Raw genomic sequence first — 20,300 nt, forward strand, 5'->3', positions numbered from 1 at the left:
TCAGGACGGACCTATGACCGATCAATTCACCCTTCCCGCCAATGGCAGCTTTTCCTTCTCAGGGCGCGCCGCCCTGGTGACCGGCGGCGGCCGGGGCGTGGGAGAGGCGGTGGCGCGCGAAATCCATGCCGGTGGTGGGCGCGTGGCGGTGAGCGACGTCGATATCGATGTCGCGCAGGCGGTGGCGGCTTCGCTGGATCCGTCGGGCGAAACGGCGATCGCCCTGACGCTGGACGTGCGGGAAAAGGATCATTTCCTGGCCGCGCGGGACAAGATGGCGGCCCTTTGGGGCAAGGTCGATATTGTGGTGAACAATGCGGGCTTCGCCAAGCGCACGCCGACGCAGGATATATCACCCGAAGAATTTGACGCGATCGTCCAGATCAACATGCGCAGCGTGTTCCTGAGCTGCCAGATATTCTCCGAACATATGCGCGAAAATGGCTATGGCCGGATCGTCAACATCACTTCGCTCGCCGGGCAGAATGGCGGGACGGTCGCCTCCCCCCATTATGCCGCGTCGAAGGCCGGGGCGATCATGCTGACCAAATATTTCGCGCGCTATCTGGCCGGGACCGGCGTGACCGTGAACGCCATCGCGCCGGGACCGATCGACACCGCCAAGGCGCGCCTGTCGGCCGAACAGATCGCGCGGGTCGAGGGCGAAGTGCCGGTCGGCCGCTTCATGGCAGTGGGCGAGATCGCGGCCGCGACGGCGTTGCTGGCGTCGGACCGGGGCGGGTTCTTCGTCGGCGCGACGCTGGACATGAATGGGGGGCTGTATTTGCGGTGATCCCGCTTTGCCATATTCATTTCCCGCTTTTCTTATGGCTTTATGGGATTGCGATTGGCGGTTCGGTACCGGGCATCCATAATCATGCCCAACAATAGGGTAGCGCCGGAGCGATGCACCGCCCGGCCGGACAATGGAGAGCAGCATGTTCATCTACAACGCATGGTATGTGGCCGCCTTCGCAGCCGATATCGAACCGGGCAAGACGCTGGGGCGCAAATATCTGAACAAGGCGGTCGTGCTGTTCCGCACCGAAAGTGGCGAGATCGCCGCGCTGGAGGACCGGTGCAGCCATCGCGCCATGCCGCTGTCCGCCGGCCATGTCGACGGCGACGTCATCCGTTGCTGCTATCATGGCGTCGAGTTCAACGGGAAAGGCGCCTGTACCCGTATCCCCAACCAGGCGCGCATTCCCGCGTCCGCCAATGTCCGCCATTATCCCGTGGTGGAGAAGGATCATCTGATCTGGATATGGATGGGCGAACCGGCGCTGGCCGATCCGTCGATCATCGTCGATAGCCCCGAACATAATGATCCGGCCTGGACCTGGCGCCCCTATAATTTTCCGGTGAAGGCCAACTGGCAGCTCATTATCGACAATATCATGGACCTGACCCATGTGCCCTATATCCATGCGCGCACGATCGGCGGGAACCCGGAGCAGCATTATAATGCCGACACCAAGGTCGAGTTTGACGGCCGCAAGGTGACGCTGTTGCGCAAAATGCCCAATTCGGTGCCGCCCAAATCCTATATCGATGCTGGCGGCTTCAAGGGCCGGGTCGATCGCTGGCAGGAGGTGCGGTTCGAGCCGGGCATCGGCATGACCTGCCGTGTCAATGCCGGTGGCTGCGAGGTGGATACCGGCGCCTATGAGGGCAAGCGCGACAATGGCTTCATGCTGGCGAACAATCATTTCATCACGCCGGAGACGGAAACGACCAGCCATTATCTCTGGACCATCTGCACCACCGCGCCCAAGGAAAGCGGCGTTCCGGACGTGCTGTTCGACCAGTTTTTCGATACCATCACCGAGGATGAGGAAACGCTGCAGGCGCAGCAGGCGCGCATCGATGACGAACCGGAGCGGCCCTTCGTGGGCATCGCCAGCGATGGTGCGGTCAACCAGGCGCGCCGCCTGCTGAGCGCCATGCAGGAAGCGGAGGAAGGCGCGAAGGTCGCGGCCTGACGGTCTTCATGCCCTCCGTTCGCAACGAATGGAGGGCGTTTCCATTGCGTATGGCCTGCACATAGCGGCTTGCTCCGTTCGATCCGCCATGCTGTAGCGTCATCATGAAGATGCGCGAACTGGAAGAGCGGACCGGAGTCCATCGCGAGACGATCCGCGTCTATCTGCGCGAAGGATTGATTCCAGAGCCGGCTCGCCCCGCAAAACCGTCGCCGACTATGGTGAGGAACATGTGCAGGCGATCCTGGCGGTGCGGCGGTTGCAGCGCGAAAACCGGCTGACGCTGGCGCAGATCAAGGCGATCATCGGTGGCGAGGGGACCGAGGGGCGGGTCGAGGCCAGCGCCTTCGATCAACTCGAGCAACTGGTCGCGCATCGCGTGGGCGTGGACGGGCCGCCTGTCACCATCGCCTCGCTGCTGGAACGCTATCCCCATGCGGTGGAAGACGCCCGGACGCTGGCGAAGATCGGCATTCTTGACATCATCGAAACGGAGCAGGGCAAGGCGCTGAGCATTACCTGTGCGCAGTTGGTCCGTATCTGGGGCGACATGCGCAAGGCCGGGTTCGACCAGCGGCTGGACTATACGCCAGACATCCTCGGCTTCTATACCGAAGCTGCCGATTTTGTCGGCCGTTGGGAAGCCGTCACCTTCATGGAACGGGTCGAGGGCCATATCGATGTCGGACAGGCCGCGACCATGGTGGAACATGCGTTGCCGCTGATGCTCGATTTCTTCGGCCTGATGCGTCAGCGCGCCTTCTTCCGCCATGTCGACGCAATCCGTGCTGGCAGGGAAACGGAGCGTCCCGACGAGACGGTCAAACCGTCCGCCGCTCAGCATTGACGTCAGCCGCGGGGGCGGTTTTGCCCCTCGACGGATTGCGTATCGTTAATCGTTAGTTCCCCGGCGATGGCTTGGTCGTTGATGGGCAGGTTGCTTGTCGCCGTCCATTTTCAGGCCCTTCGGCTCATTCAATCTGTGGACGAGCATTCAGTTTTTGGGACATGGCGATGCCATTCTCAGTGGTAAAATACTGTAATAAAATGGTTTTTATTTCAGGATTGCCAAATAGTCCGAACGATTTTTGTGATTGACGACTCTCTCCATCCATAGTTACGTAAATGGCATACGCAATGCGCAGAGATCCTTTAGGGCGGCGTAGCAGGAGAGGGTAGTTCCATGGCGACTTCGCTGGATGCCGATGTGCGTCCGATCATTCCCGATGACATCGCCCGCGTCGTGATCGCACCGAAAAGCTATACGGACGACGCCACCATCTATGGTGCGTTCCGGTGGCTGCGGGAGCATATGCCGCTGGGGATCGCGCAGGTTCCGGGCTATGATCCGATCTGGGTCGTCACCAAACATGCCGACATCAAGGAAGTGGAGCGCAACGGCAAGCTGTTCCACAATGCCGATCACAACCCGATCCTGGTCGATCAGGCGTCCGACGCTTTTACGCGGGAGATCAATGGCGGGTCGCTGCGCATATTGTCGTCCCTCACCTATATGGACCCGCCCGAACATGCGTCTTACCGCACGCTGACTTCCAACTGGTTCCTGCCGGGCAAGATCAGCAAGCTGGAGGAACAGATCCGCGTGCTGGCGCGCCAGTCGGTCGACAATCTGCTGAGCTTCGACGGAGAATGCGATTTCGTCCGCGACTTCGCGCTCCATTATCCGCTGCGCGTCATCATGACCCTGTTCGGCGTGCCGCCAGAGGACGAGCCGCGGATGCTCAAGCTGACGCAGGAATTTTTCGGCGTGCATGATCCCGAGGAACAGCGGCCCGAAATGGCGGCCGATCCGGTGGTGGCGGCGAAGCAATGGGCGGCCTCGATCGAAGATTTCTACGTCTATTTCGACAAGCTGAGCGCGGCGCGGCGCGAGCAGCCCACCGACGACCTGCTGTCGCTGATCGCCAACTCGCGGATCAACGGCGCGCCGATCCCGCGCGACGAGGCGAACGGCTATTATGTCGCGATCGCCACCGCCGGGCATGACACGACATCGTCGTCCACCGCAGGCGGGCTGCACGGGATGATGGTCTATCCGGAGAATTGGGCGAAGGTGAAGGCGGACCCGTCGCTGATCCCCGGCCTGGTGGACGAGGCGATCCGCTGGACCAGCCCGGTCAAGCATTTCATGCGCAACGCCACCGCCGATACGCAGGTGCGCGGCATGGACATCCGCGCGATGGACCGGCTGATGATCTGCTACCCATCGGGCAATCGCGACGAGGCGGTGTTCGCCGATGCCGACCGGTTCGACATCACGCGTTCGCCCAATCCGCACATCGCCTTCGGTTTCGGCCCGCATATGTGCCTGGGCCAGCATCTCGCCAAGCTGGAGATGCGCATATTGTTCGAGGAATTGTTGCCGCATCTGGAATCGGTCGAACTGGCGGGCGATCCGCGGCTGGTCGAGACCAATTTCGTCGGCGGCTACAAGGCGCTGCCGATCCGCTTCAAGAAAAGCTGAACCCTCTCCCCCTGGGCCGCGCCCTGCAAGGCGGGCGCGGCTCCTTCTTATCAACTGGAGACATGGCCCATGAATGCACCCTCAACGATCGCCGCCGGACTGCACGGCGAAAAGGGGCATGAAGTCCGCCTGCCGCAGCAGAAGATGCTGATCGGCGGGTCGTGGGACGCGGCCGGGGACGGTCGCACCATCGACGTGGAAGACCCGGCGACGGGACAGGTGTTCGCCAGCGTTCCGGCGGGTAGCGCCGTGGATGTGGACCGGGCCGTGACAAAGGCGCGCGCCGCGTTCGAGTCTGCCGTCTGGGCGCGGATGCGGCCGCTCGATCGCGGCAAGATCATCGAGGCGATCGCCCGCAAGATCGAGGATCATGCGCAGGAACTGGCGCTGCTCGAAAGCTATGACAACGGCAAGGCGGTGCATCATGCGCTGGCCGTGGACGTGCCGGCCGCCGTCGACATCTTCCGCTACATGGCGGGCTGGGCGTCGAAAATCTATGGGCAGGTGAACCCGATTTCGGGCGATGGCCGCCAATATCACAGCTATTCCGTGCGCGAACCGATCGGCGTCGTCGGCCAGATCGTGCCGTGGAATTATCCGCTGGCGATGGCGGCGTGGAAGATCGCGTCGGCGCTGGCGGCGGGTTGCACCATCGTGCTGAAACCCTCCGAAGTGACGCCGCTGACTGCGCTGCGCCTGGCCGAACTGGCGCTGGAGGCCGGGCTGCCCGAAGGCGTGCTCAACATCGTCACCGGCTATGGCCATGAGGCGGGGCAGGCGCTGGTCGAGCATCCCGGCATCGACAAGATCGCCTTCACCGGATCGACCCGCGTGGGCAAGCAGATCGTCCAGACGGCGGCGAAGGATCTGAAGCGCGTCACGCTGGAACTGGGCGGCAAGTCGCCCTCGCTGATCTTCGCCGATGCGGATATCGAGAAGGCCAGCATCGGCGCTGCGCTCGCCATCTTCTTCAATTCTGGGCAGGTGTGCCTCGCGGCCTCGCGCCTCTATGTCGAGCGATCGGTGTTCGACAAGGTGGTGGATGGCGTTGCGCAGGTCGCCAAGAGCTTCAAGCTGGGCCATGGCCGCGATCCCGACACAATGCTGGGGCCGCTGGTGTCGAAGGTGCAGCAGGGCCGGGTACTGGACTATATCGCGCAGGGCAAGGCGAGTGGCGCGGACCTCGTCACCGGCGGCGGGACGGGCGATCGGGACGGCTATTTCGTCGAGCCGACGATCTTCGCCAATCCCGACGCTGACGCCAGCATCGTGCGGGAGGAGATTTTCGGCCCGGTGCTGGTGGCGACCCCGTTTGACGATGTGGACGATGTCGTCCGCCAAGCCAATGACACCCGCTATGGCCTGGCCGCCAATATCTGGACCCGCGATCTGTCGCGCGCCCACCTGACCGCGCGCAAGCTGCAGGCCGGGACGGTGTGGATCAACACCCATGGCATGAATGATCCGTCCGCGCCCTTTGGCGGCGTCAAGGAATCCGGCTGGGGTCGCGAGGTCGGTGAGGAGGGCGTGCTTCATTATACCGAAACCAAGACGGTGACGGCGCTGCTGGACGATTGAGGCCAATCAAAACAAAAATCGCGGCGGGAGGATGGCAATGGAAAGGATGAGCATGACGGCACTCACCAACGTTTACATGACCGAAAATTGTGAGCGTCATATTCCCAATCCGGCCATCTGCAAATGGAACCAGAGCTACTATTTTAACTTCTACGACCGGCAGGCGAAACTGGGTGGCTTCATCCGCTTCGGGTTCATGGAGAATATGGGCGAAACCAATGGCTTCGCAATTTTCTTCATGGACGGAAAGCCGCTGTTCACCCGCATCAACATGAATCTTCCCTACACCAGGGACCGTCCAGATGGTGGGGTGACCGTGGCGGGCGTGCGCCTTGAGGCGATAAAGCCGTTGCAAACCTGCCGGATCACGATCGACACCGAGGATTTCGGCGTCGACCTGAGCTGGGATCAGCGCTTCCCGATGGGCGACAGTATCGTTCCGGGGAACGAGGACGATGCGATCGCACGCGAACTGGCCTATATCCATCTGGAAGGCGTGTGCGACGTCACGGGCACGGTGCGCCTGCGCACCGGGCAGACCATCACGATCAAGGATGCGGGCTTTCGCGACGTCAGCTGCGGCCCGCGCAATTGGGCGGGAGTGCAGCATTACCGGCTGGCATGGCCGATCTTCGACAATGGCATGTCCTGCGTTGCGGTCCACGCCATCACCGAGCAGGGCGAGGGCTATCAGAAGATTCTGCACGACGGGCAGCGCTGGCATCATATCGGCCGGGTCGAGGAAGTGATCGAATACGAGCCCGACGAGATGGGCTTCAAACATGTCCACTGGAAGGTGTGGGACGAGGATGAACGGCTGTGGGAGTTCACCGCCAAGCCGTTGTTCCGCTGGCAATTTCCCTTCGACAGTTTCGTGATGGTCGAACAGATGATGGAATATCGGCTAAGCGACGGGACGGTTGGCTACGGCATGGGCGAAGGCGGCTTCCGCTTTCCCTGGGAAGGCAATGGCAATTGACATGAGCGAGATCATCGACGCGCCGTCGATCGACAGGATCGATATCTGGAACCGCGACGACATGGAGCCGCGCATCCGGGAGATACTCGACAGGACCGTGCGGGACCGGGCGAAAGGCCCCTATGCAGCGAAGACCGATAGCGAGGTCATCGCCATGCTGGAGGATTATTTCGCCAGGACCGAAGGGCTGGAAGCCATCGGCATTTCCGATGTATCGCGCATGGCGGGCGGCGCTTCGAAGGAGCAGTTCGCCTTCACCTTGCGGCACAGGGAGGACGCGGCGGGGGAGCGGCTGGTGCTGCGCATGGACCCGCTGGAGGCGATTTCGCAGACCTGTCGCGGGCGCGAGGCGCAGGTGCATGTCGCCTTTGCCGACATATTGCCGGTCGCATCGGTCCGCAGCATCGATGCGGACGGCGAAATAATGGGCCAGCCGGCGATCATCCTGGGCTTCGTCAACGGCGTGACCGAGCCGAGCGAAGGCACGGGACATGGCGTGTCGGGCATTGGCACGCGCTATGACGATTGGGCGGACAAACTGGCCCCCCAATTTATCGACGCGCTGGCGCAGGTGCATCGGTTCGACTGGCGTTCCGCCGACTTGTCCTATTATGCGGCGCCCGAAGCGGGGACGCGACAGGCCGCGATCTGGCAGGTCAACTGGTGGTCGCAGGTCTGGTGGGACGGCGTCGTCCAGCCGGTCGCGATGGTGACTTATGCCGAACGCTGGCTGCGCGAACATGCACCGGTCTGCGACGCGCCCGTCATGTGCCACAGCGATCTGCGGCTGGGCAATTTCATGTTCGAGGAACCAAGCGGCAAGTTCACCGCCGTACTGGACTGGGAACTGGCGCATATCGGGGATTTCCACGAGGATATCGCCTGGGCCATCCAGCGCCTTTTTGGCACCTGGACGGACGACGGCACCTTCCTGGTGTGCGGGCTGATCGCGCGGGACGAGTTCCTGCGCGCCTATGAAGCCGCGTCCGGCAACCGCATCGATCCGGTGAAACTGCGCTATTATGAGGTGCTCAACGCCTATAAATGCGCGGTGATCGACCTGGGCCAGGCGATGCGCGCCGCGACGCAGAGCAATAATCACCAGGATATCATCCTCACCTGGCTTGGCTCAGCCGGCGCCGTGTTCCTGGAACAACTCGTCATGCTCATTCGGGAGGCCTGACCCATGCTGCCCAATATCGACCTGCGCATCGCGAATATGATCAAGGCGCTGGAGCAGGTGGTCCTGCCCGCGCTGCCGCGCGACCAGCGCCTGGCCCGCGATCAGGCCATGCTGGTGGCCGGCCATTTGCGCATGATGGGCGAACAGTGGAAGTCTGCGCTTCGTTACGAGCAGGTGGCGCTCGACGATTTACAGGGACTGGCCCGGCATTTGCTGCCCGATGCGCCGGCATTGCTGGCGGACGATCTGAAAGCCGCGCTGTCCATGGCGCAGGCGTGCGATCGCGTCAGCGTGACCGCGATCGAGCGGGCCAATATCGACCTTGGCCACGCCGTCGATGCGGTCATCCTTGGCGGAAAGGATCATGCGCCGCTGCCGCCGGAATCGATCGACGCGCTGCTTAACTATGCGCTGCGTCATGCCCGGCGGGAGCGAAGCTGGTTCAAGGCCAATCGGCTCGATCCCGACCAGCATGACCTGCCTGACCTGGAGACGATGCTGGCTGAAGCCGACTGACGACCCCAGCCGAAGAACAGAAAATAGAAGGAGACGTCGAAGATGCCTGAGACCGCCGAGCCGTTCGCCGACTATCCCGTGCAAAATGCCTATCGCCACAAACTGGCGGAAGACGGCCGGGAATCGGCGACCCATCAGTTCGTCCTGCCGCAATATGGCATTGCCGGCTTCTATTATCCTACCGTGCGCGCCAACGGCCATGCCAAGGGACGCCTCCACCTCTTCGGACCCGGCCTGAGTGCGCCGATCGAAGAGGAGGTCGAGCAGATGGTGTCGGAGGACATGGACTTTGACGACTGGCGCTTCGGCCCCCTGTTGATGGCCGTGCGCGAGCCGTTCAAGACGATCGATCTGGGCTGGGTCGGCGATCGCATCCAGTTCGAAGGACAATGGAGCGCGATCCATCCGCCCTATGCCTTCAGTATGCATCCCAAGGGCAATCCGCCCTATTATGGCGACGATCGCACCGAACAGCATGGCAGGATCAAGGGCAATCTGCGTATCGACGGCAAGGATTTCGCGCTCAACGACTTCATGATCCGCGATCATAGCTGGGGGCCACGCGTCTGGGGCCTCAACCAGCATTATAAATGGTTCCACGCGACCACCCCGAGCGTGTCGGTGCATTTCTTCGAGATGATGTCGTTCGGCAAGGTCGAAACGCGCGGCTATCTCTTCAAGGACGGCGTCATGCAGCATGTCCAGAGCATCGACTATGACATCGATTATGACGAAGACATGATGCAGGAGCGCTTCCGCGTCACTGTCACTGACAGCGACGGGCGGTCGGTCTTCGTCGATTGCCAGGCTTTCGCGACATATCAGCTCGACCTGGACCCGATCGTCCTGCTGAACGAAGCCGTGGTGACGGCCACGATCGACGGCGAACAGGGCACCGGCTGGTGCGAATTCTGCTGGAATCGCGACTATCTCAAATTCGCCAAGCCCTATGTCCGGCGCTTCGCCTGGTGATGGAGGATATCGCCATGCAGGTGACGCCTGCCCGCAGCGGGGACGTGGACGTCTGGGACCGGTCCGAGATGGAGCCGCGCATCCGCCATATTCTGGAACGGACGGTCCGCTTGCGCGATACCGGTCCCTACCGGCCAAAGTCCGACGCCGAGGTGACGGCGATGCTCACCGGCTTCTTCGCGGCGAAGGGCCTGGAGGGGATTGCGATCACCGACGTCGAGCGCATGTCGGGCGGCGCATCGAAGGAACAGTTCGCCTTCACGCTAACCCATCGCGAAACCCCGCAGGGCGAACGGCTGGTGCTGCGGATGGACCCGCTGGAGGCGATCGCCCAGACCTGTCGCGGCCGGGAAGGGGAAATCCAGTCGATCATGGGAAACCACATGCCGGTCGCGCCGGTGCGGTGGTTCGATGCCGATGGCGACCTGCTGGGACAGCCTGCGGTCATCCTGGGTTTCGTGCGCGGCGTGACGCAGCCGAGCGAGGGCGGGAGTGGCGGCGTTTCCGGTATGGGGGGACGGCTGGGCAGCCTGATCGACCGGCTGGCGCCGCAATATATCGACGCGCTTGCCACCACCCATCGCTTCGACTGGTCGCGCGCGCATCTGCGCTTTTTCGATGCGCCACGCGCCGACAGCAATCAGGCGGCGATCTGGCAGGTCAACTGGTGGTCGCAGGTCTGGTGGGATTGCCTGGTGGAGCCGGTGCCGGTCGTGGCCCTTGCGGAGCGATGGCTGCGCGAGAACGCCCCGCTGTGCGACCGGCCGATGCTGGTGCATGGCGACCTGCGCATGGGCAATTTCATGTTCGAGGAACCGAGCGGGACGTTCACGGCCGTCCTCGACTGGGAACTCGCGCATATCGGCGATTTCCACGAGGATATCGCCTGGACCATGCAGAAACTGTTCGGGGCCTGGGGCGACGATGGCGTTTTCCTGGTCAGCGGACTTTTGCCCCGCGACGACTTCATTGCGCAATATCAGGCCGCTTCGGGGAATCGGATCGACCCGGTCAGGCTGCATTATTATGAAGTGCTGAACGCCTATAAATGCGCGGTCATGGACCTGGGGCAGGCCATGCGCGCCTCGATCGCCAGCAACAACCATCAGGAAGTCGTGTTGACCTGGCTGGGCTCTGCCGGGGCCGTCTTCCTGAGCCATATCGTCCAACTGATCCGGAAGGGCTGACCCATGCTGCCGAGTATCGATCTGCGCATCGCGAACATCATCAAGGCGCTGGAACAGGTGGTCCTGCCGGCGCTGACCGGGCGCGAGCGGCTCGCCAAGGACCAGGTCAATCTGTGCATCGGCCATTTGCAGATGATCGCGCATCAATGGCGATGGGCGGCGGCATTCGAGGCCGGTTCCTTTCAAGCCATGATCGCGTTGGCGGAGGAGATGGAGCCTTCGGTCGATAGCAGCTATGCCGAGGAACTGACGCAGGCGATCGCGTCGGCGAAGGCGGTGGACGGGCAGGATCTGGCGGCCGTGGAACATGCCATCGTCGCGCTGGGCGGCCTGATCGACCGCATCATCCTGGGCGAGGATGGCAAGGTGGTGCTGGCGCCCGCCGTCTGGGAGGCGGTGCTGGGCTATGGCGAGAAGCAGGCGTTGCGCGAACGGACATGGTTCGCCGCCACCGGCCTCGACCCCGATCGACGGGAGCTGCCGAGCATCGCGGCGATGATGGCGGGATGAAGCACGAAAATCCCGTCCTGCCCGAACATGATCCCGCCGGCGCGCTGGCGCGGATGGTCGCGGACACACGCTACGAGGACTTGCCCGCTGGCGTGATCGATCTCGCCAAGCGAGCGATCCTGGACACGCTGGCGGTGACGATCGCGGGGTCGGGCTGGGAGGTCAGCCCCGCCATCGCCGCGCAGGTCGCGGAATGGGGCGGGGCGCCGCAGGCGACCGTGCTGGTCCACGGGCACAAGGTGCCCGCGCCCATGGCGGCGTTCGCGAACGGGGTGATGGCCCGCGCCATCGACATGGGCGACGTGCATGAGACGGGCGGTCATGTCACCGAATGGAATGTGCCGGCCATGCTGTCCGTGCTGGGCATCGCCGCAGGGCCGGTCAGCGGCCGGGATTTCCTGACTGCCTATGTCACCGGGGCGGAAGTGGGCGTGCGCGCCAGCGCGGCGCTCAATCTGGTGCGCTATCATACGACCTGGGGTATGCCGGGCGAGTGGAACGGGCCGCTCTGCGCCGCCGCATCGGTCGCGCACATCCTGGGCCTGAACGCCGACGAGACATGGAATGCGATGGGCATGGCCTATACGGTCCATGGCATGTCGGAATATAATAAATATTCGGAAGGCACGCAGATGGCGCGCGTGCAGCACAGCTTTGCCGGCGATACGGCGGTCAAGGCGGCGCTGTTGACGCGGCGCGGGGTGACGGCGCCGCGCGGTATATTCCAGGGCGTGCCGAGCGGCATATTGCGGCATGTCGCCTGGGACGATGTGCGGCCCGAATTGCTGACCGACGATCTGGGCACCCGCTGGCAACTGGCGGAAGGGCTGTCGATGAAGCCCTATTCCGCGTGCAAATTCACCCACAGCTTCATTGCCAGCACAGTCGCCATCATACAGGGTCAGGGGCTGGACTGGCGCGACATCGACCGGATCGACTGCGTGGGCAGCAACAGCGCGCGCATGACATTCGAGCCGGCTGCGGCGAAATGGAACCCGCGCAGCGTCCCAGAAGCCATGTTCAGCGCGCCCTATACGATCGCGACGGCGGCGATCAGCGGTGGCTTTTTCCTGCAGGACCTGCATGTCGACCGGATCATGGACGAGGAGCGGCGCGCACTGATGCAACGCGTCCACATCATGGCCGATCCCGCCCATGCCGACCAGTTCGAGGGCTTTCCCGTCACCATCACGCTGACGGATGGACGGCGCTTCACCCATGTCACCCCTTATGTGAAGGGCCATAGCCGCAATCCCATGGACTGGGACGATCTGGCCGACAAGCTGGGTCGGTGCGCTCCCTTTGCCGCCGTCGCGCTGCCGCAGTCGAAGCTCGACAAGTTGGTCGCGCTCTGCCGCGCCATGGAAGAGGTGGAGGATATGCGCGACGTCCTGACCTTGATGACCGCCTGACATTCCGACCTTTCCGCAACATTGGAGAACATCATGAAGGCCGCCATTCTCAACAGCCTCGACGGCACATTCCAGATCGAGGAGATCGACATCGATGCGCCGCGCGGCCGCGAGGTGCTGGTGGAGGTGAAGGCGTCGGGACTGTGTCATTCCGACCTGCATTTTGCCGAGCAGGATTTCGGCGTGCCCTTGCCGGCTGTTCTTGGACATGAGCTGGCAGGTGTCGTCCTGGCGATCGGTCCGGAAGTGCGCGAGTTCGTGGTCGGCGATCATGTGGTGGGGTCGCTGATCCAGTTTTGTGGTCATTGCCGCGCCTGCATTGGTGGGCGGACCTATCAATGCACTCATCCGGAAGAGACGCTGCGCGACGATCCTGACCATGCGCATCGCCTGACCCGCAATGGCGAGGGGGTCGCGCAGGTCTTCGGCACGGGCGCTTTTGCCGAGCGCGCGCTGGTGCATGAAAACCAGCTTGCCAAGGTGCCCAAGGAATTGCCCTTCGCCCAGGCATCGCTGCTGGGTTGCGGGACGATCACCGGCGCTGGCGCGGCCATCAACACGGCGTCGGTCCGGCCGGGCGAAACGGTCGCGGTGATCGGCATCGGCGGGGTCGGGCTGAATGTGATTTCCGGGGCGCAACTGGCGGGCGCGGCCCGGATCGTCGCGATCGACATGCAGCCGAAGAAAGAAGAGCTGGCGCGCAAGTTCGGCGCCACCGACTTCATCGACGCATCCGCAGGCGACAGCGTGGCAGCGGTGCAAGCGTTGATCGAGGGCGGCGTCGACCACGCATTCGAGGTGGTGGGCATCAAGGCGACGTCGGAACAGGCGATCAAGATGGTTCGCAAGGGCGGCGGCGCCTATCTGATCGGGGTGCATTCGCCGGCCAATACGATCGACGTCAACGTCACGATCGACCTGCTGACCAACCAGGTCGACCTGCGGGGCGTCTATATGGGGTCGTCCAATATCAAGCACGACATCCCGATGTACGCCCGGCTGTACCTGGAGGGTAAACTCAATCTGGACGACCTGATTTCGCGCGAGATCAGCCTGTCCGATATCAACGACGCCTACAAGGAATTGAAGGGCGGAGCGATCGCGCGCAGCGTCATCACCTCCTTCTAGGGGCGTTCACGCGGGGCGACGCCATGGCGGGCGCGACCCCGTTCGCTCATCCGGTCGATATCGCCCGGCCAGAAAGGCGCATCGAAGCCGGCGGTCAGCCTTTCGATGCGCCATGCGCCATCTTCTGGCCGATAGTCGGTGCGGTAGAAACCGGTCGTTTCCAGCTTCGCCGCCCGGCCATCCGACGACATCAGCAGCAGATAGCTGAGCGTCGTCGCGCGTTCGGAGGTCTGTTGTTCCACGATGGTGTTGAGGATCATGTGGCGGCGCTGGTCATGCTGGTGCGGCCAGAATTCGGTCAACCAGCACACGACCCGATCGCGGCCGACAAAGGGGCCGATCGGAATGCGCCCCAGCACATCGCCTTCCCATATTGCGTCCTGCGTGAAGCAGTCGGCCAGCGCATCGGCGCGGCGCTCGTCATAGGCCCAGCAGTAGCGTGCGATGCGCTCGCAGATCACTTGCCTGTCCGTCACGCCGTTCGGTCCTTCAGGCGCACGCGCCTCGCCCAGCGCGAGCATACCGGCATGATGCGCCCAGCCGGGCATAACGAACGAATCGTTCGATGGTTCACTCATGATGCAGCGTTCGCGGCGGGAACGCCGAACAGTTTCGGGATAAGAAGGAGTTCGTCCAGCGTGCTGCGCGGGTCGAGCGCCCCGTCGAGCGAGCGGAGGGTATCCACATTGTCGCGCAGATCTTCCGGGCCATGGTCGGGATTGAAATAGCCTTCGCCTACGACGAAGCCGACGCGTGCGACCTTGCCCGACGAGACGCTGAAGATGTCACCGTTGAGTGTAGTCGAGCGATGGGCGAGCCATAGCACCGCCGGCGAGACGATGGCGGGCGGTCCCATCGGTACTTTGCCCGCGCGAATGTCCGCCTGCCAATCGTCGCCGCCTGCGTCCGCGCCGCCGAAAAAGGCGTCGCGATTCATGCGGGTGACTGCCATCGGGGCGATGGCGTTGATGGTGATGCCGCTGTCGCCGACCTCGTTCGCCAGCGCCTTGGTGAAGCCCGCTACGCCGAGCTTCGCGGCGCCGTAATGGACGAGTTGCTCATTGCCCGCGAAGCCGGCGTTGGATGTGGTGTTGACGATGCGGCCATGGCGCTGCGCGACGAAATGGGGCCAGACCGCCTTCGACATTTGGAAGGTGCCGTCCAGCGTCACGGCGATCATTCGTCGCCAGCCGTCGTCGCTAATATGCTCCAGCGTCGCGAAGTCGATTATGCCGGCATTGTTGACGAGTATGCTGACCGAGCCGAAGGCATCGAGCGCGGTCCGCACGACGGCGGCGGCGCCCTCCGCGGTAGTGACGCTGTGACTGTCGGCTACGGCCCGGCCACCGATGGCGACAATCTCATCCACCACCGATTGGGCGACCTGGGTCGATCCACCTAGGCCATCGGGTTCGACGCCGATGTCGTTGACCACGACCGCTGCGCCCCGCGCCGCGAAGGCGAGCGCATGTTCGCGACCGAGGCCCCGACCGGCACCGGTGATGATGACGACATCGTGGTCGAAGCGCATCTGGTTCATGTGCCGCCTCAGCCCGGAATTTCGAACAGGCCGGCCGACCCCATGCCGCCCGCCACGCACATGGAGACCACCGCCCAGCGCACGCCTCGCCGACGCGCCTCGATCAGTGCATGGCCGGCGATGCGGCTGCCGGTCATGCCGAAGGGATGGCCGAGCGCGATGCCGCCGCCATTGACGTTGATCTTTTCCGGATCGATGCCCAGAAAATCGCGGCAATAGAGATATTGGCTGGCGAAAGCCTCGTTGATTTCCCACAGGCCGATATCCTCGACCTTCAGGCCGGCGCGATCCAGCAACTTGGGAATGGCGAAGATCGGACCAATGCCCATCTCTTCCGGGGGACAGCCAGCCGACTGGAAGCCGCGATAGAGGCCCAGTATCTCGCGCCCCTCCGCCTTCGCCGTCGCATGGTCCATCACTATCTGGGCGGAGGCGCCGTCCGATAGCTGGCTGGCATTGCCGGCGGTCACGAACTTGCCTTCCTTCACGATCTGGCCGTCGCGCCAGACCGGCTTCAGCCGGGCAAGACCCTCCGCCGTGGTGTCGGCGCGGATGCCTTCGTCCACCGACAGCATCAGCGTTTCGGTGCCCGACATGCTGCCGTCCTTCTCGACGATATTCTTGGTGACGGTGATCGGCGCGATCTCGTCCGTGAAGCGGCCGGCCGCGACGGCGGCGGCGGCGCGCTGGTGGCTGATGGCGGCGATCTCGTCCTGCGCCTCCCGGCTGATGCCGTACCGGTCCGCGACGATCTCCGCCGTCTCGATCATCGCCATATAGGCGTGGGGCTTGCGGTCCAGCACGGCCGCCGGGCGGGCGCGATGGGTGGGGGCATAGTCGCGCGTGTGGGTGATCGATTCGACGCCGCCCGCAACGGCAACGTCCATGTCGCCGGCGATGATGCCGCGCGCCGCGAAAGCGAGCGCGGTGAGGCCGCCGGCGCATTTGCGGTCGACCGACGCGCCGGGGATCGAATCGGGCAGGCCGGCGGCGAACACGGTGGTGCGGCCGATGTTGAAGCCCTGATCGCCCCATTGCGAGCCCGCGCCGAAGATGACGTCGTCGATCCGGGCGGGGTCGATGCCCGCGCGGGCGATGGCGGCGTTGACGGCATGGCCCGCCAGCGCCGGGGCGTCGGTATCGTTGAAGGCGCCGCGCGTCGCCTTGGCGACGGGGGTGCGAGCGGTGGAAACAATGGCAGCTTCACGCATGGACATTCTCTTTTCAGCGGATGGTTTCGAGGAAATCGGTGAGCGCGGCCAGAAAGGCGGCGCGAGACTGATGGTGCAGCCAGTGGCTGGCGCCGGGGAAGCGGACCAGGCGATGGTCGGCGATGCGGTCGAGCCGGTCGGCTGCGGGTTCGGGAATCCAGCTTTCCCCGCCATAGGCAAGCAAGGTGGGGCAGGCGATAGCCGCCAATATCTCGTCCAGATCGACGCCATGGGCATCGTAGGGGGCACGATCGCGACAGGCGTCGTCATATTTCCAGCGCCAGCCGCCGTCGGCGGTCCGGGTGACGCCATGATAAGCGAGGTGGGCGATGGTTTCTGCGTCCATCCCGGGATTATGCGCGGCCATCCGCGCCGCCGCCTCCGCAACGTCGGCATAGATACGGGGCGTGCGCTGCCGGTCGCGACGCTGCCCGTCGATCCATTGGCGCAGGCGGGTGGGATAGGGTTTGGACGCTTTCGCCTGATCGCGGATGATCGGCAGCTCGACTCCCTCGATGCTGCAGAGCGATCGCACCCGTTCGGGGAAGGTGGCAGCGAAACGCAGGGCGATGTGGCCGCCCATGGAATGGCCGACGAGATGGATGTCGGACAGGCCGAGCGCATGGACGCAATCGGCAATGTCGATGACATGGTTGGACAGGGCGTAGGAGCCGCGCCCGGTCCAGTCGCTGTCGCCATGGCCGCGCAGGTCGATGGCCACGACATGATAGCGATCGGCAAGGGCGCTGGCGATCCAGTCCCAATTATGGGCGTGGTCGAGCAGGCCGTGGACCATGAGCGCGGCGGGATTAGCCGGATCGCCCCATGTCAGGACATGGCGGCGCGATCCGCAAATGTCGACGAAGGTGGAATCCGGTGCGATCATGGGTCAGCCGGCGACCGGCTGGGCGCGCAACGCGCGGCGCAGGATTTTGCCGGTCGGCCCCTTGGGCAACTCGTCCAACAGGGTGATCGCGGCGGGCACCTTGTAAGCGGCCAGATGCGTGCGGCAATGCGCGAGCATCTGATCGGGGGTAGGTCGACGGCCGGGCTGGAGCGCGACGAAGGCGACCGGAACTTCGCCCAGCATCGTGTCTTCGCGGGCGATCACCGCGGCTTCCGCCACGCCGGGTATCTGGTAGAGAATTTCCTCTATGTCGGCGGGGTAGATATTCTGGCCGCCGCGGATGATGACGTCCTTCTTGCGATCGACGATATAGGCATAGCCGTCCGCGTCGAGATGGCCGATGTCGCCGGTCCGCAGCCAGCCGTCGCGCAGCGCCATCGCACTGTCGAGCGGCGCGCGATAATAGCCCGCCATGATGTTCGGTCCGCGCACGATGATTTCTCCGCTGGCGCCGACCGGGCAAGGCGCGCCAGTATCGTCGACGATGGCGAGGTCCATGCCGTCCAGCACGCGGCCGATGGTGCGTTCCCGCTCCATCCCGCCATGATCGCCGAGCCGGACCTGCGTCAGGGTGACGAGTGCCGTCGCTTCGGTGAGGCCGTATCCGGTGAGCAGCCGGACGTTGGGGGCCACGGCGAGCAGCCGCTGGAGGAGGGCGGAGGGCACTGGCGCGCCGCCGGTCATGATCGTGCGGAGCGAACCGAGCGAATCACGGTTGGCGGAAGGATGATCGAGGATTTTTTGCAGCATCGTCGGGACGGCGGGCAGGAAGGTGCAGCGATGCGCGGCGATGGCGTCGATGCAGGCGCCTGCGTCGAAGCGCGCGTGGAGGACCAGCGTGCAGCCGGTCACCAGCATCGCGTTGATGCACTGGTTGAGGCCGAACGTGTTGTAGAGCGGCAGGGCGCACAGGATGACGCTGTCGCCGTCCAGCCCCAGCCAGCCCGGCGTGCTGTCATAATTGGCGGCGAGATTGCCGGCGGACAGCATGACGCCCTTGGCCTTGCCGGTGGTGGCGCTGGTGAGGAGGAGCATGGCCATGTCCTCCGGCTGGAGCGGGACGGGCGCGGGAAGGGGCGAGGCCTGCTCGATCGCGAGCGGCAGCGACCGGCTGTTCGCGCCATCCGCTGGCGCGTCCAGCAAGATCATCGCGCAACCCATGTCCGCGTCCAGCGCATCGGCGAGGTCGCGGGCAGTGACGATATGATCGAGCGCGCAGCAGGCGACGGCATGATGGATTTCGCCCGCGCGATAGAGGATGTTGATCGGCGTCACCACCGCGCCGAGCGCGAACAATGCCTGCTGGACCAGAATGAAGTCGGGCGAGGCGCGCAGCAGCAGCCCGACATGGTCGCCATGGCCGATACCCAGCGCGGCAAGGCCGCCGGCCATCGCCTGCACGCCCTGCGCCAGCCTGGCGAAGCTGTGCGTCGCGCCCTCGAAGAGCAGCGCCGTCCGGTCGGGCGATTCGGCGGCTAGGTGAAAGAGGCGGGCGGCGCGATTAGCCATGGCTCGCCTCGGCCAGGGCGGGTAAGGACAGCCCGTAGCTGGCGGTCGCCGTGCCGGCGAACAGGGCGTGTTTTTCCGTGTCGCTGGCGCCGGCGGCCAGCCGCTTGAAGGCGTTCCAGAGCGTGGCGTAGCAATACATCGCCTTGTCGACCGGGAAATTGCTTTCGAACATGCAGCGATCCGCGCCGAACAAGTCGATGCAGCGTTCGACAGTGGGCCGCCATGCGTCGGCCAGTTCGATCGAGGATGGCGGCGCGTCGCGTTCGTGCCAGCGCGCGCCGCAGATGATCATCCCGAAGCCGCCGATCTTGACGCGAACATTGGGGCAGCGGGCGAGGCCAGCCATGTCGTGCGACCATTGCTGGAAATTCTCCTCCGCGCGCCCTTCATAAGGCCCGACGCCGATGATGCAGCCGATATGGTCGAGGATGATGGGCAGGTCGGGCATGGCTCGGGCAAGCGCCGTCAGTTCGGGGATCTGCCGATGATAGAGCATCGCGTCATAGGCGATGCCCGCCGCCTGCACCCGCGCGAGCCCCGCGCGATAGGCCGGGTCGGCCAGCATCCCTGCGGGGGAAGGGCGCAGCACGATGCCGTTGGGAAACAGTTCGTCGCGGGAAACGGAGTGGCGGATACCGCGCAGCCGGCCGTCGGCGGCGTCAGCATGGGCGGCCAGCACCTCTTCCACCGCGTCGCCCAGCATCAAGTTGGCATGGGCGACGATGCCCGCGGCGATCATGGTTGACGCGCCGCGCCGCGAGGCTTCCGCGGCGATGGCGGCGACCGCTTCCGTTTCGCCAACAGGCGCGAGATCGGCCTCCCCCTTGGTGCGATAGGCATAATGGGCCTGGACGAAGACGGTCGCGTCGATCCGGTGGCCTTCGCCCAGATCGGCCAGCAGCTCATCGAGCAGATAAGGGACGCCCGATTCCACCCACAGGTGATGATGCGGGTCTATGATCGGCAGGTCGGGATCAATCGCCTCTTCGCGGGCGCGGGCCAGCCACGCCGGATTTGGCGTCGGATAGCGATAGCGGCCCGTCACGTCCAAACCCATATCCTGCCTCTCCATTCTTGCTTTGCCCGATAATGTTTCGGATAAAAGCAAAAAGCAATCTCCTTATTCCATCCTCATAATCTACAATTTCGCCCGGAATAGGGCATTCTCCTTCCCATCGTCAAAATCCGACTAATCGTCGAA

At 64.0% G+C, this 20,300-nt stretch carries 20 protein-coding genes; 14 read left to right on the forward strand and 6 right to left on the reverse strand.

The annotated features are described in order from the left end of the window. Positions 1-13: 13 nt before the first annotated feature. From SBA_RS10735 to SBA_RS10795, 14 genes are all read left to right on the forward strand, one after another. The gene (locus tag SBA_RS10735) at positions 14-793 is read left to right on the forward strand and encodes an SDR family NAD(P)-dependent oxidoreductase (RefSeq protein ID WP_261934409.1); all 780 of its coding nucleotides are present in this window, start codon (positions 14-16) and stop codon (positions 791-793) included. A 145-nt stretch (positions 794-938) separates the two neighbouring features. Next, positions 939-1,982, forward strand: coding sequence for an aromatic ring-hydroxylating dioxygenase subunit alpha (locus SBA_RS10740; RefSeq protein WP_224545866.1), 1,044 nt, complete (start codon positions 939-941; stop codon positions 1,980-1,982). A 110-nt stretch (positions 1,983-2,092) separates the two neighbouring features. Next, on the forward strand, positions 2,093-2,263 hold the full coding sequence (locus tag SBA_RS25285; RefSeq protein WP_390902446.1) for a MerR family DNA-binding transcriptional regulator: 171 nt from the start codon (positions 2,093-2,095) through the stop codon (positions 2,261-2,263). Continuing rightward, positions 2,215-2,829, forward strand: coding sequence for a hypothetical protein (locus SBA_RS10745; RefSeq protein ID WP_261934410.1), 615 nt, complete (start codon positions 2,215-2,217; stop codon positions 2,827-2,829). Before SBA_RS25285 ends, SBA_RS10745 begins: the two co-directional genes overlap by 49 nt. Positions 2,830-3,165: 336 nt before the next feature. After that, entirely contained in the window at positions 3,166-4,467 is a 1,302-nt protein-coding gene (locus SBA_RS10750; RefSeq protein ID WP_261934411.1) for a cytochrome P450, read from the forward strand. 144 nt (positions 4,468-4,611) lie between these two features. After that, positions 4,612-6,045 carry an aldehyde dehydrogenase family protein gene (locus tag SBA_RS10755; protein WP_449325376.1) on the forward strand — a complete coding sequence of 478 codons (1,434 nt, stop codon included), beginning with the start codon at positions 4,612-4,614 and terminating at the stop codon, positions 6,043-6,045. A gap of 52 nt (positions 6,046-6,097) precedes the next feature. Further along, positions 6,098-7,024: a DUF7065 domain-containing protein gene (locus SBA_RS10760; RefSeq protein WP_261934413.1), complete on the forward strand. Its 927-nt coding sequence runs from the start codon at positions 6,098-6,100 to the stop codon at positions 7,022-7,024. A 1-nt stretch (position 7,025) separates the two neighbouring features. After that, on the forward strand, positions 7,026-8,207 hold the full coding sequence (locus SBA_RS10765; protein WP_261934414.1) for a phosphotransferase family protein: 1,182 nt from the start codon (positions 7,026-7,028) through the stop codon (positions 8,205-8,207). 3 nt (positions 8,208-8,210) lie between these two features. Continuing rightward, positions 8,211-8,723, forward strand: a complete 513-nt coding sequence (locus tag SBA_RS10770) for a hypothetical protein (protein WP_261934415.1) — start codon at positions 8,211-8,213, stop codon at positions 8,721-8,723. Positions 8,724-8,765: 42 nt separating this feature from the next. After that, positions 8,766-9,695, forward strand: a complete 930-nt coding sequence (locus SBA_RS10775) for a DUF7064 domain-containing protein (RefSeq protein WP_261934416.1) — start codon at positions 8,766-8,768, stop codon at positions 9,693-9,695. 14 nt (positions 9,696-9,709) lie between these two features. Continuing rightward, on the forward strand, positions 9,710-10,882 hold the full coding sequence (locus tag SBA_RS10780; protein ID WP_261934417.1) for a phosphotransferase family protein: 1,173 nt from the start codon (positions 9,710-9,712) through the stop codon (positions 10,880-10,882). Between the two features lie 3 nt (positions 10,883-10,885). Then, entirely contained in the window at positions 10,886-11,392 is a 507-nt protein-coding gene (locus SBA_RS10785; RefSeq protein WP_261934418.1) for a hypothetical protein, read from the forward strand. Beyond that, complete coding sequence (locus SBA_RS10790) at positions 11,389-12,804, forward strand: MmgE/PrpD family protein (protein WP_261934419.1); 1,416 nt, start codon at positions 11,389-11,391, stop codon at positions 12,802-12,804. The genes SBA_RS10785 and SBA_RS10790 overlap by 4 nt, the downstream gene beginning before the upstream one ends. A 33-nt stretch (positions 12,805-12,837) precedes the next feature. Further along, positions 12,838-13,932 carry a Zn-dependent alcohol dehydrogenase gene (locus SBA_RS10795; protein WP_261934420.1) on the forward strand — a complete coding sequence of 365 codons (1,095 nt, stop codon included), beginning with the start codon at positions 12,838-12,840 and terminating at the stop codon, positions 13,930-13,932. Here SBA_RS10795 and SBA_RS10800 read toward each other — a convergent pair. Genes SBA_RS10800 through SBA_RS10825 form a run of 6 tightly spaced genes read right to left on the reverse strand, consistent with a single transcriptional unit; the run spans position 13,929 to position 20,156 of the window. Then, positions 13,929-14,510: a nuclear transport factor 2 family protein gene (locus SBA_RS10800; RefSeq protein WP_261934421.1), complete on the reverse strand. Its 582-nt coding sequence runs from the start codon at positions 14,508-14,510 to the stop codon at positions 13,929-13,931. The two genes, SBA_RS10795 and SBA_RS10800, sit on opposite strands and share 4 nt — an antisense overlap. Then, a complete protein-coding gene (locus tag SBA_RS10805; RefSeq protein WP_224545890.1) occupies positions 14,507-15,472 on the reverse strand; it encodes an SDR family NAD(P)-dependent oxidoreductase in 966 nt (321 codons plus the stop codon). The genes SBA_RS10800 and SBA_RS10805 overlap by 4 nt, the downstream gene beginning before the upstream one ends. Positions 15,473-15,480: 8 nt before the next feature. Continuing rightward, positions 15,481-16,683 carry an acetyl-CoA C-acyltransferase gene (locus SBA_RS10810; protein WP_224545891.1) on the reverse strand — a complete coding sequence of 401 codons (1,203 nt, stop codon included), beginning with the start codon at positions 16,681-16,683 and terminating at the stop codon, positions 15,481-15,483. A 13-nt stretch (positions 16,684-16,696) separates the two neighbouring features. Further along, the gene (locus tag SBA_RS10815) at positions 16,697-17,569 is read right to left on the reverse strand and encodes an alpha/beta fold hydrolase (protein WP_261934422.1); all 873 of its coding nucleotides are present in this window, start codon (positions 17,567-17,569) and stop codon (positions 16,697-16,699) included. Between the two features lie 3 nt (positions 17,570-17,572). After that, positions 17,573-19,099: a class I adenylate-forming enzyme family protein gene (locus SBA_RS10820; protein WP_261934423.1), complete on the reverse strand. Its 1,527-nt coding sequence runs from the start codon at positions 19,097-19,099 to the stop codon at positions 17,573-17,575. Next, positions 19,092-20,156: an amidohydrolase family protein gene (locus tag SBA_RS10825; protein ID WP_261934424.1), complete on the reverse strand. Its 1,065-nt coding sequence runs from the start codon at positions 20,154-20,156 to the stop codon at positions 19,092-19,094. The genes SBA_RS10820 and SBA_RS10825 overlap by 8 nt, the downstream gene beginning before the upstream one ends. Positions 20,157-20,300: the final 144 nt, after the last annotated feature.

The sequence above is a fragment of the Sphingomonas bisphenolicum genome (assembly GCF_024349785.1).
In the GTDB taxonomy this organism is placed as follows: Bacteria; Pseudomonadota; Alphaproteobacteria; order Sphingomonadales; family Sphingomonadaceae; genus Sphingobium; species Sphingobium bisphenolicum.

Coding starts and splice junctions, on each gene's coding strand:
- SBA_RS10800 (WP_261934421.1), bottom strand. CDS start 14,510: ATGAGTGAACCATCGAACGATTCGTTCGTTATGCCCGGCTGGGCGCAT.
- SBA_RS10795 (WP_261934420.1), top strand. CDS start 12,838: ATGAAGGCCGCCATTCTCAACAGCCTCGACGGCACATTCCAGATCGAG.
- SBA_RS10825 (WP_261934424.1), bottom strand. CDS start 20,156: ATGGGTTTGGACGTGACGGGCCGCTATCGCTATCCGACGCCAAATCCG.
- SBA_RS10760 (WP_261934413.1), top strand. CDS start 6,098: ATGACGGCACTCACCAACGTTTACATGACCGAAAATTGTGAGCGTCAT.
- SBA_RS10755 (WP_449325376.1), top strand. CDS start 4,612: ATGCTGATCGGCGGGTCGTGGGACGCGGCCGGGGACGGTCGCACCATC.
- SBA_RS10810 (WP_224545891.1), bottom strand. CDS start 16,683: ATGCGTGAAGCTGCCATTGTTTCCACCGCTCGCACCCCCGTCGCCAAG.
- SBA_RS25285 (WP_390902446.1), top strand. CDS start 2,093: ATGCGCGAACTGGAAGAGCGGACCGGAGTCCATCGCGAGACGATCCGC.
- SBA_RS10735 (WP_261934409.1), top strand. CDS start 14: ATGACCGATCAATTCACCCTTCCCGCCAATGGCAGCTTTTCCTTCTCA.
- SBA_RS10820 (WP_261934423.1), bottom strand. CDS start 19,099: ATGGCTAATCGCGCCGCCCGCCTCTTTCACCTAGCCGCCGAATCGCCC.
- SBA_RS10785 (WP_261934418.1), top strand. CDS start 10,886: ATGCTGCCGAGTATCGATCTGCGCATCGCGAACATCATCAAGGCGCTG.
- SBA_RS10750 (WP_261934411.1), top strand. CDS start 3,166: ATGGCGACTTCGCTGGATGCCGATGTGCGTCCGATCATTCCCGATGAC.
- SBA_RS10765 (WP_261934414.1), top strand. CDS start 7,026: ATGAGCGAGATCATCGACGCGCCGTCGATCGACAGGATCGATATCTGG.
- SBA_RS10805 (WP_224545890.1), bottom strand. CDS start 15,472: ATGAACCAGATGCGCTTCGACCACGATGTCGTCATCATCACCGGTGCC.
- SBA_RS10815 (WP_261934422.1), bottom strand. CDS start 17,569: ATGATCGCACCGGATTCCACCTTCGTCGACATTTGCGGATCGCGCCGC.
- SBA_RS10790 (WP_261934419.1), top strand. CDS start 11,389: ATGAAGCACGAAAATCCCGTCCTGCCCGAACATGATCCCGCCGGCGCG.
- SBA_RS10780 (WP_261934417.1), top strand. CDS start 9,710: ATGCAGGTGACGCCTGCCCGCAGCGGGGACGTGGACGTCTGGGACCGG.
- SBA_RS10740 (WP_224545866.1), top strand. CDS start 939: ATGTTCATCTACAACGCATGGTATGTGGCCGCCTTCGCAGCCGATATC.
- SBA_RS10775 (WP_261934416.1), top strand. CDS start 8,766: ATGCCTGAGACCGCCGAGCCGTTCGCCGACTATCCCGTGCAAAATGCC.
- SBA_RS10770 (WP_261934415.1), top strand. CDS start 8,211: ATGCTGCCCAATATCGACCTGCGCATCGCGAATATGATCAAGGCGCTG.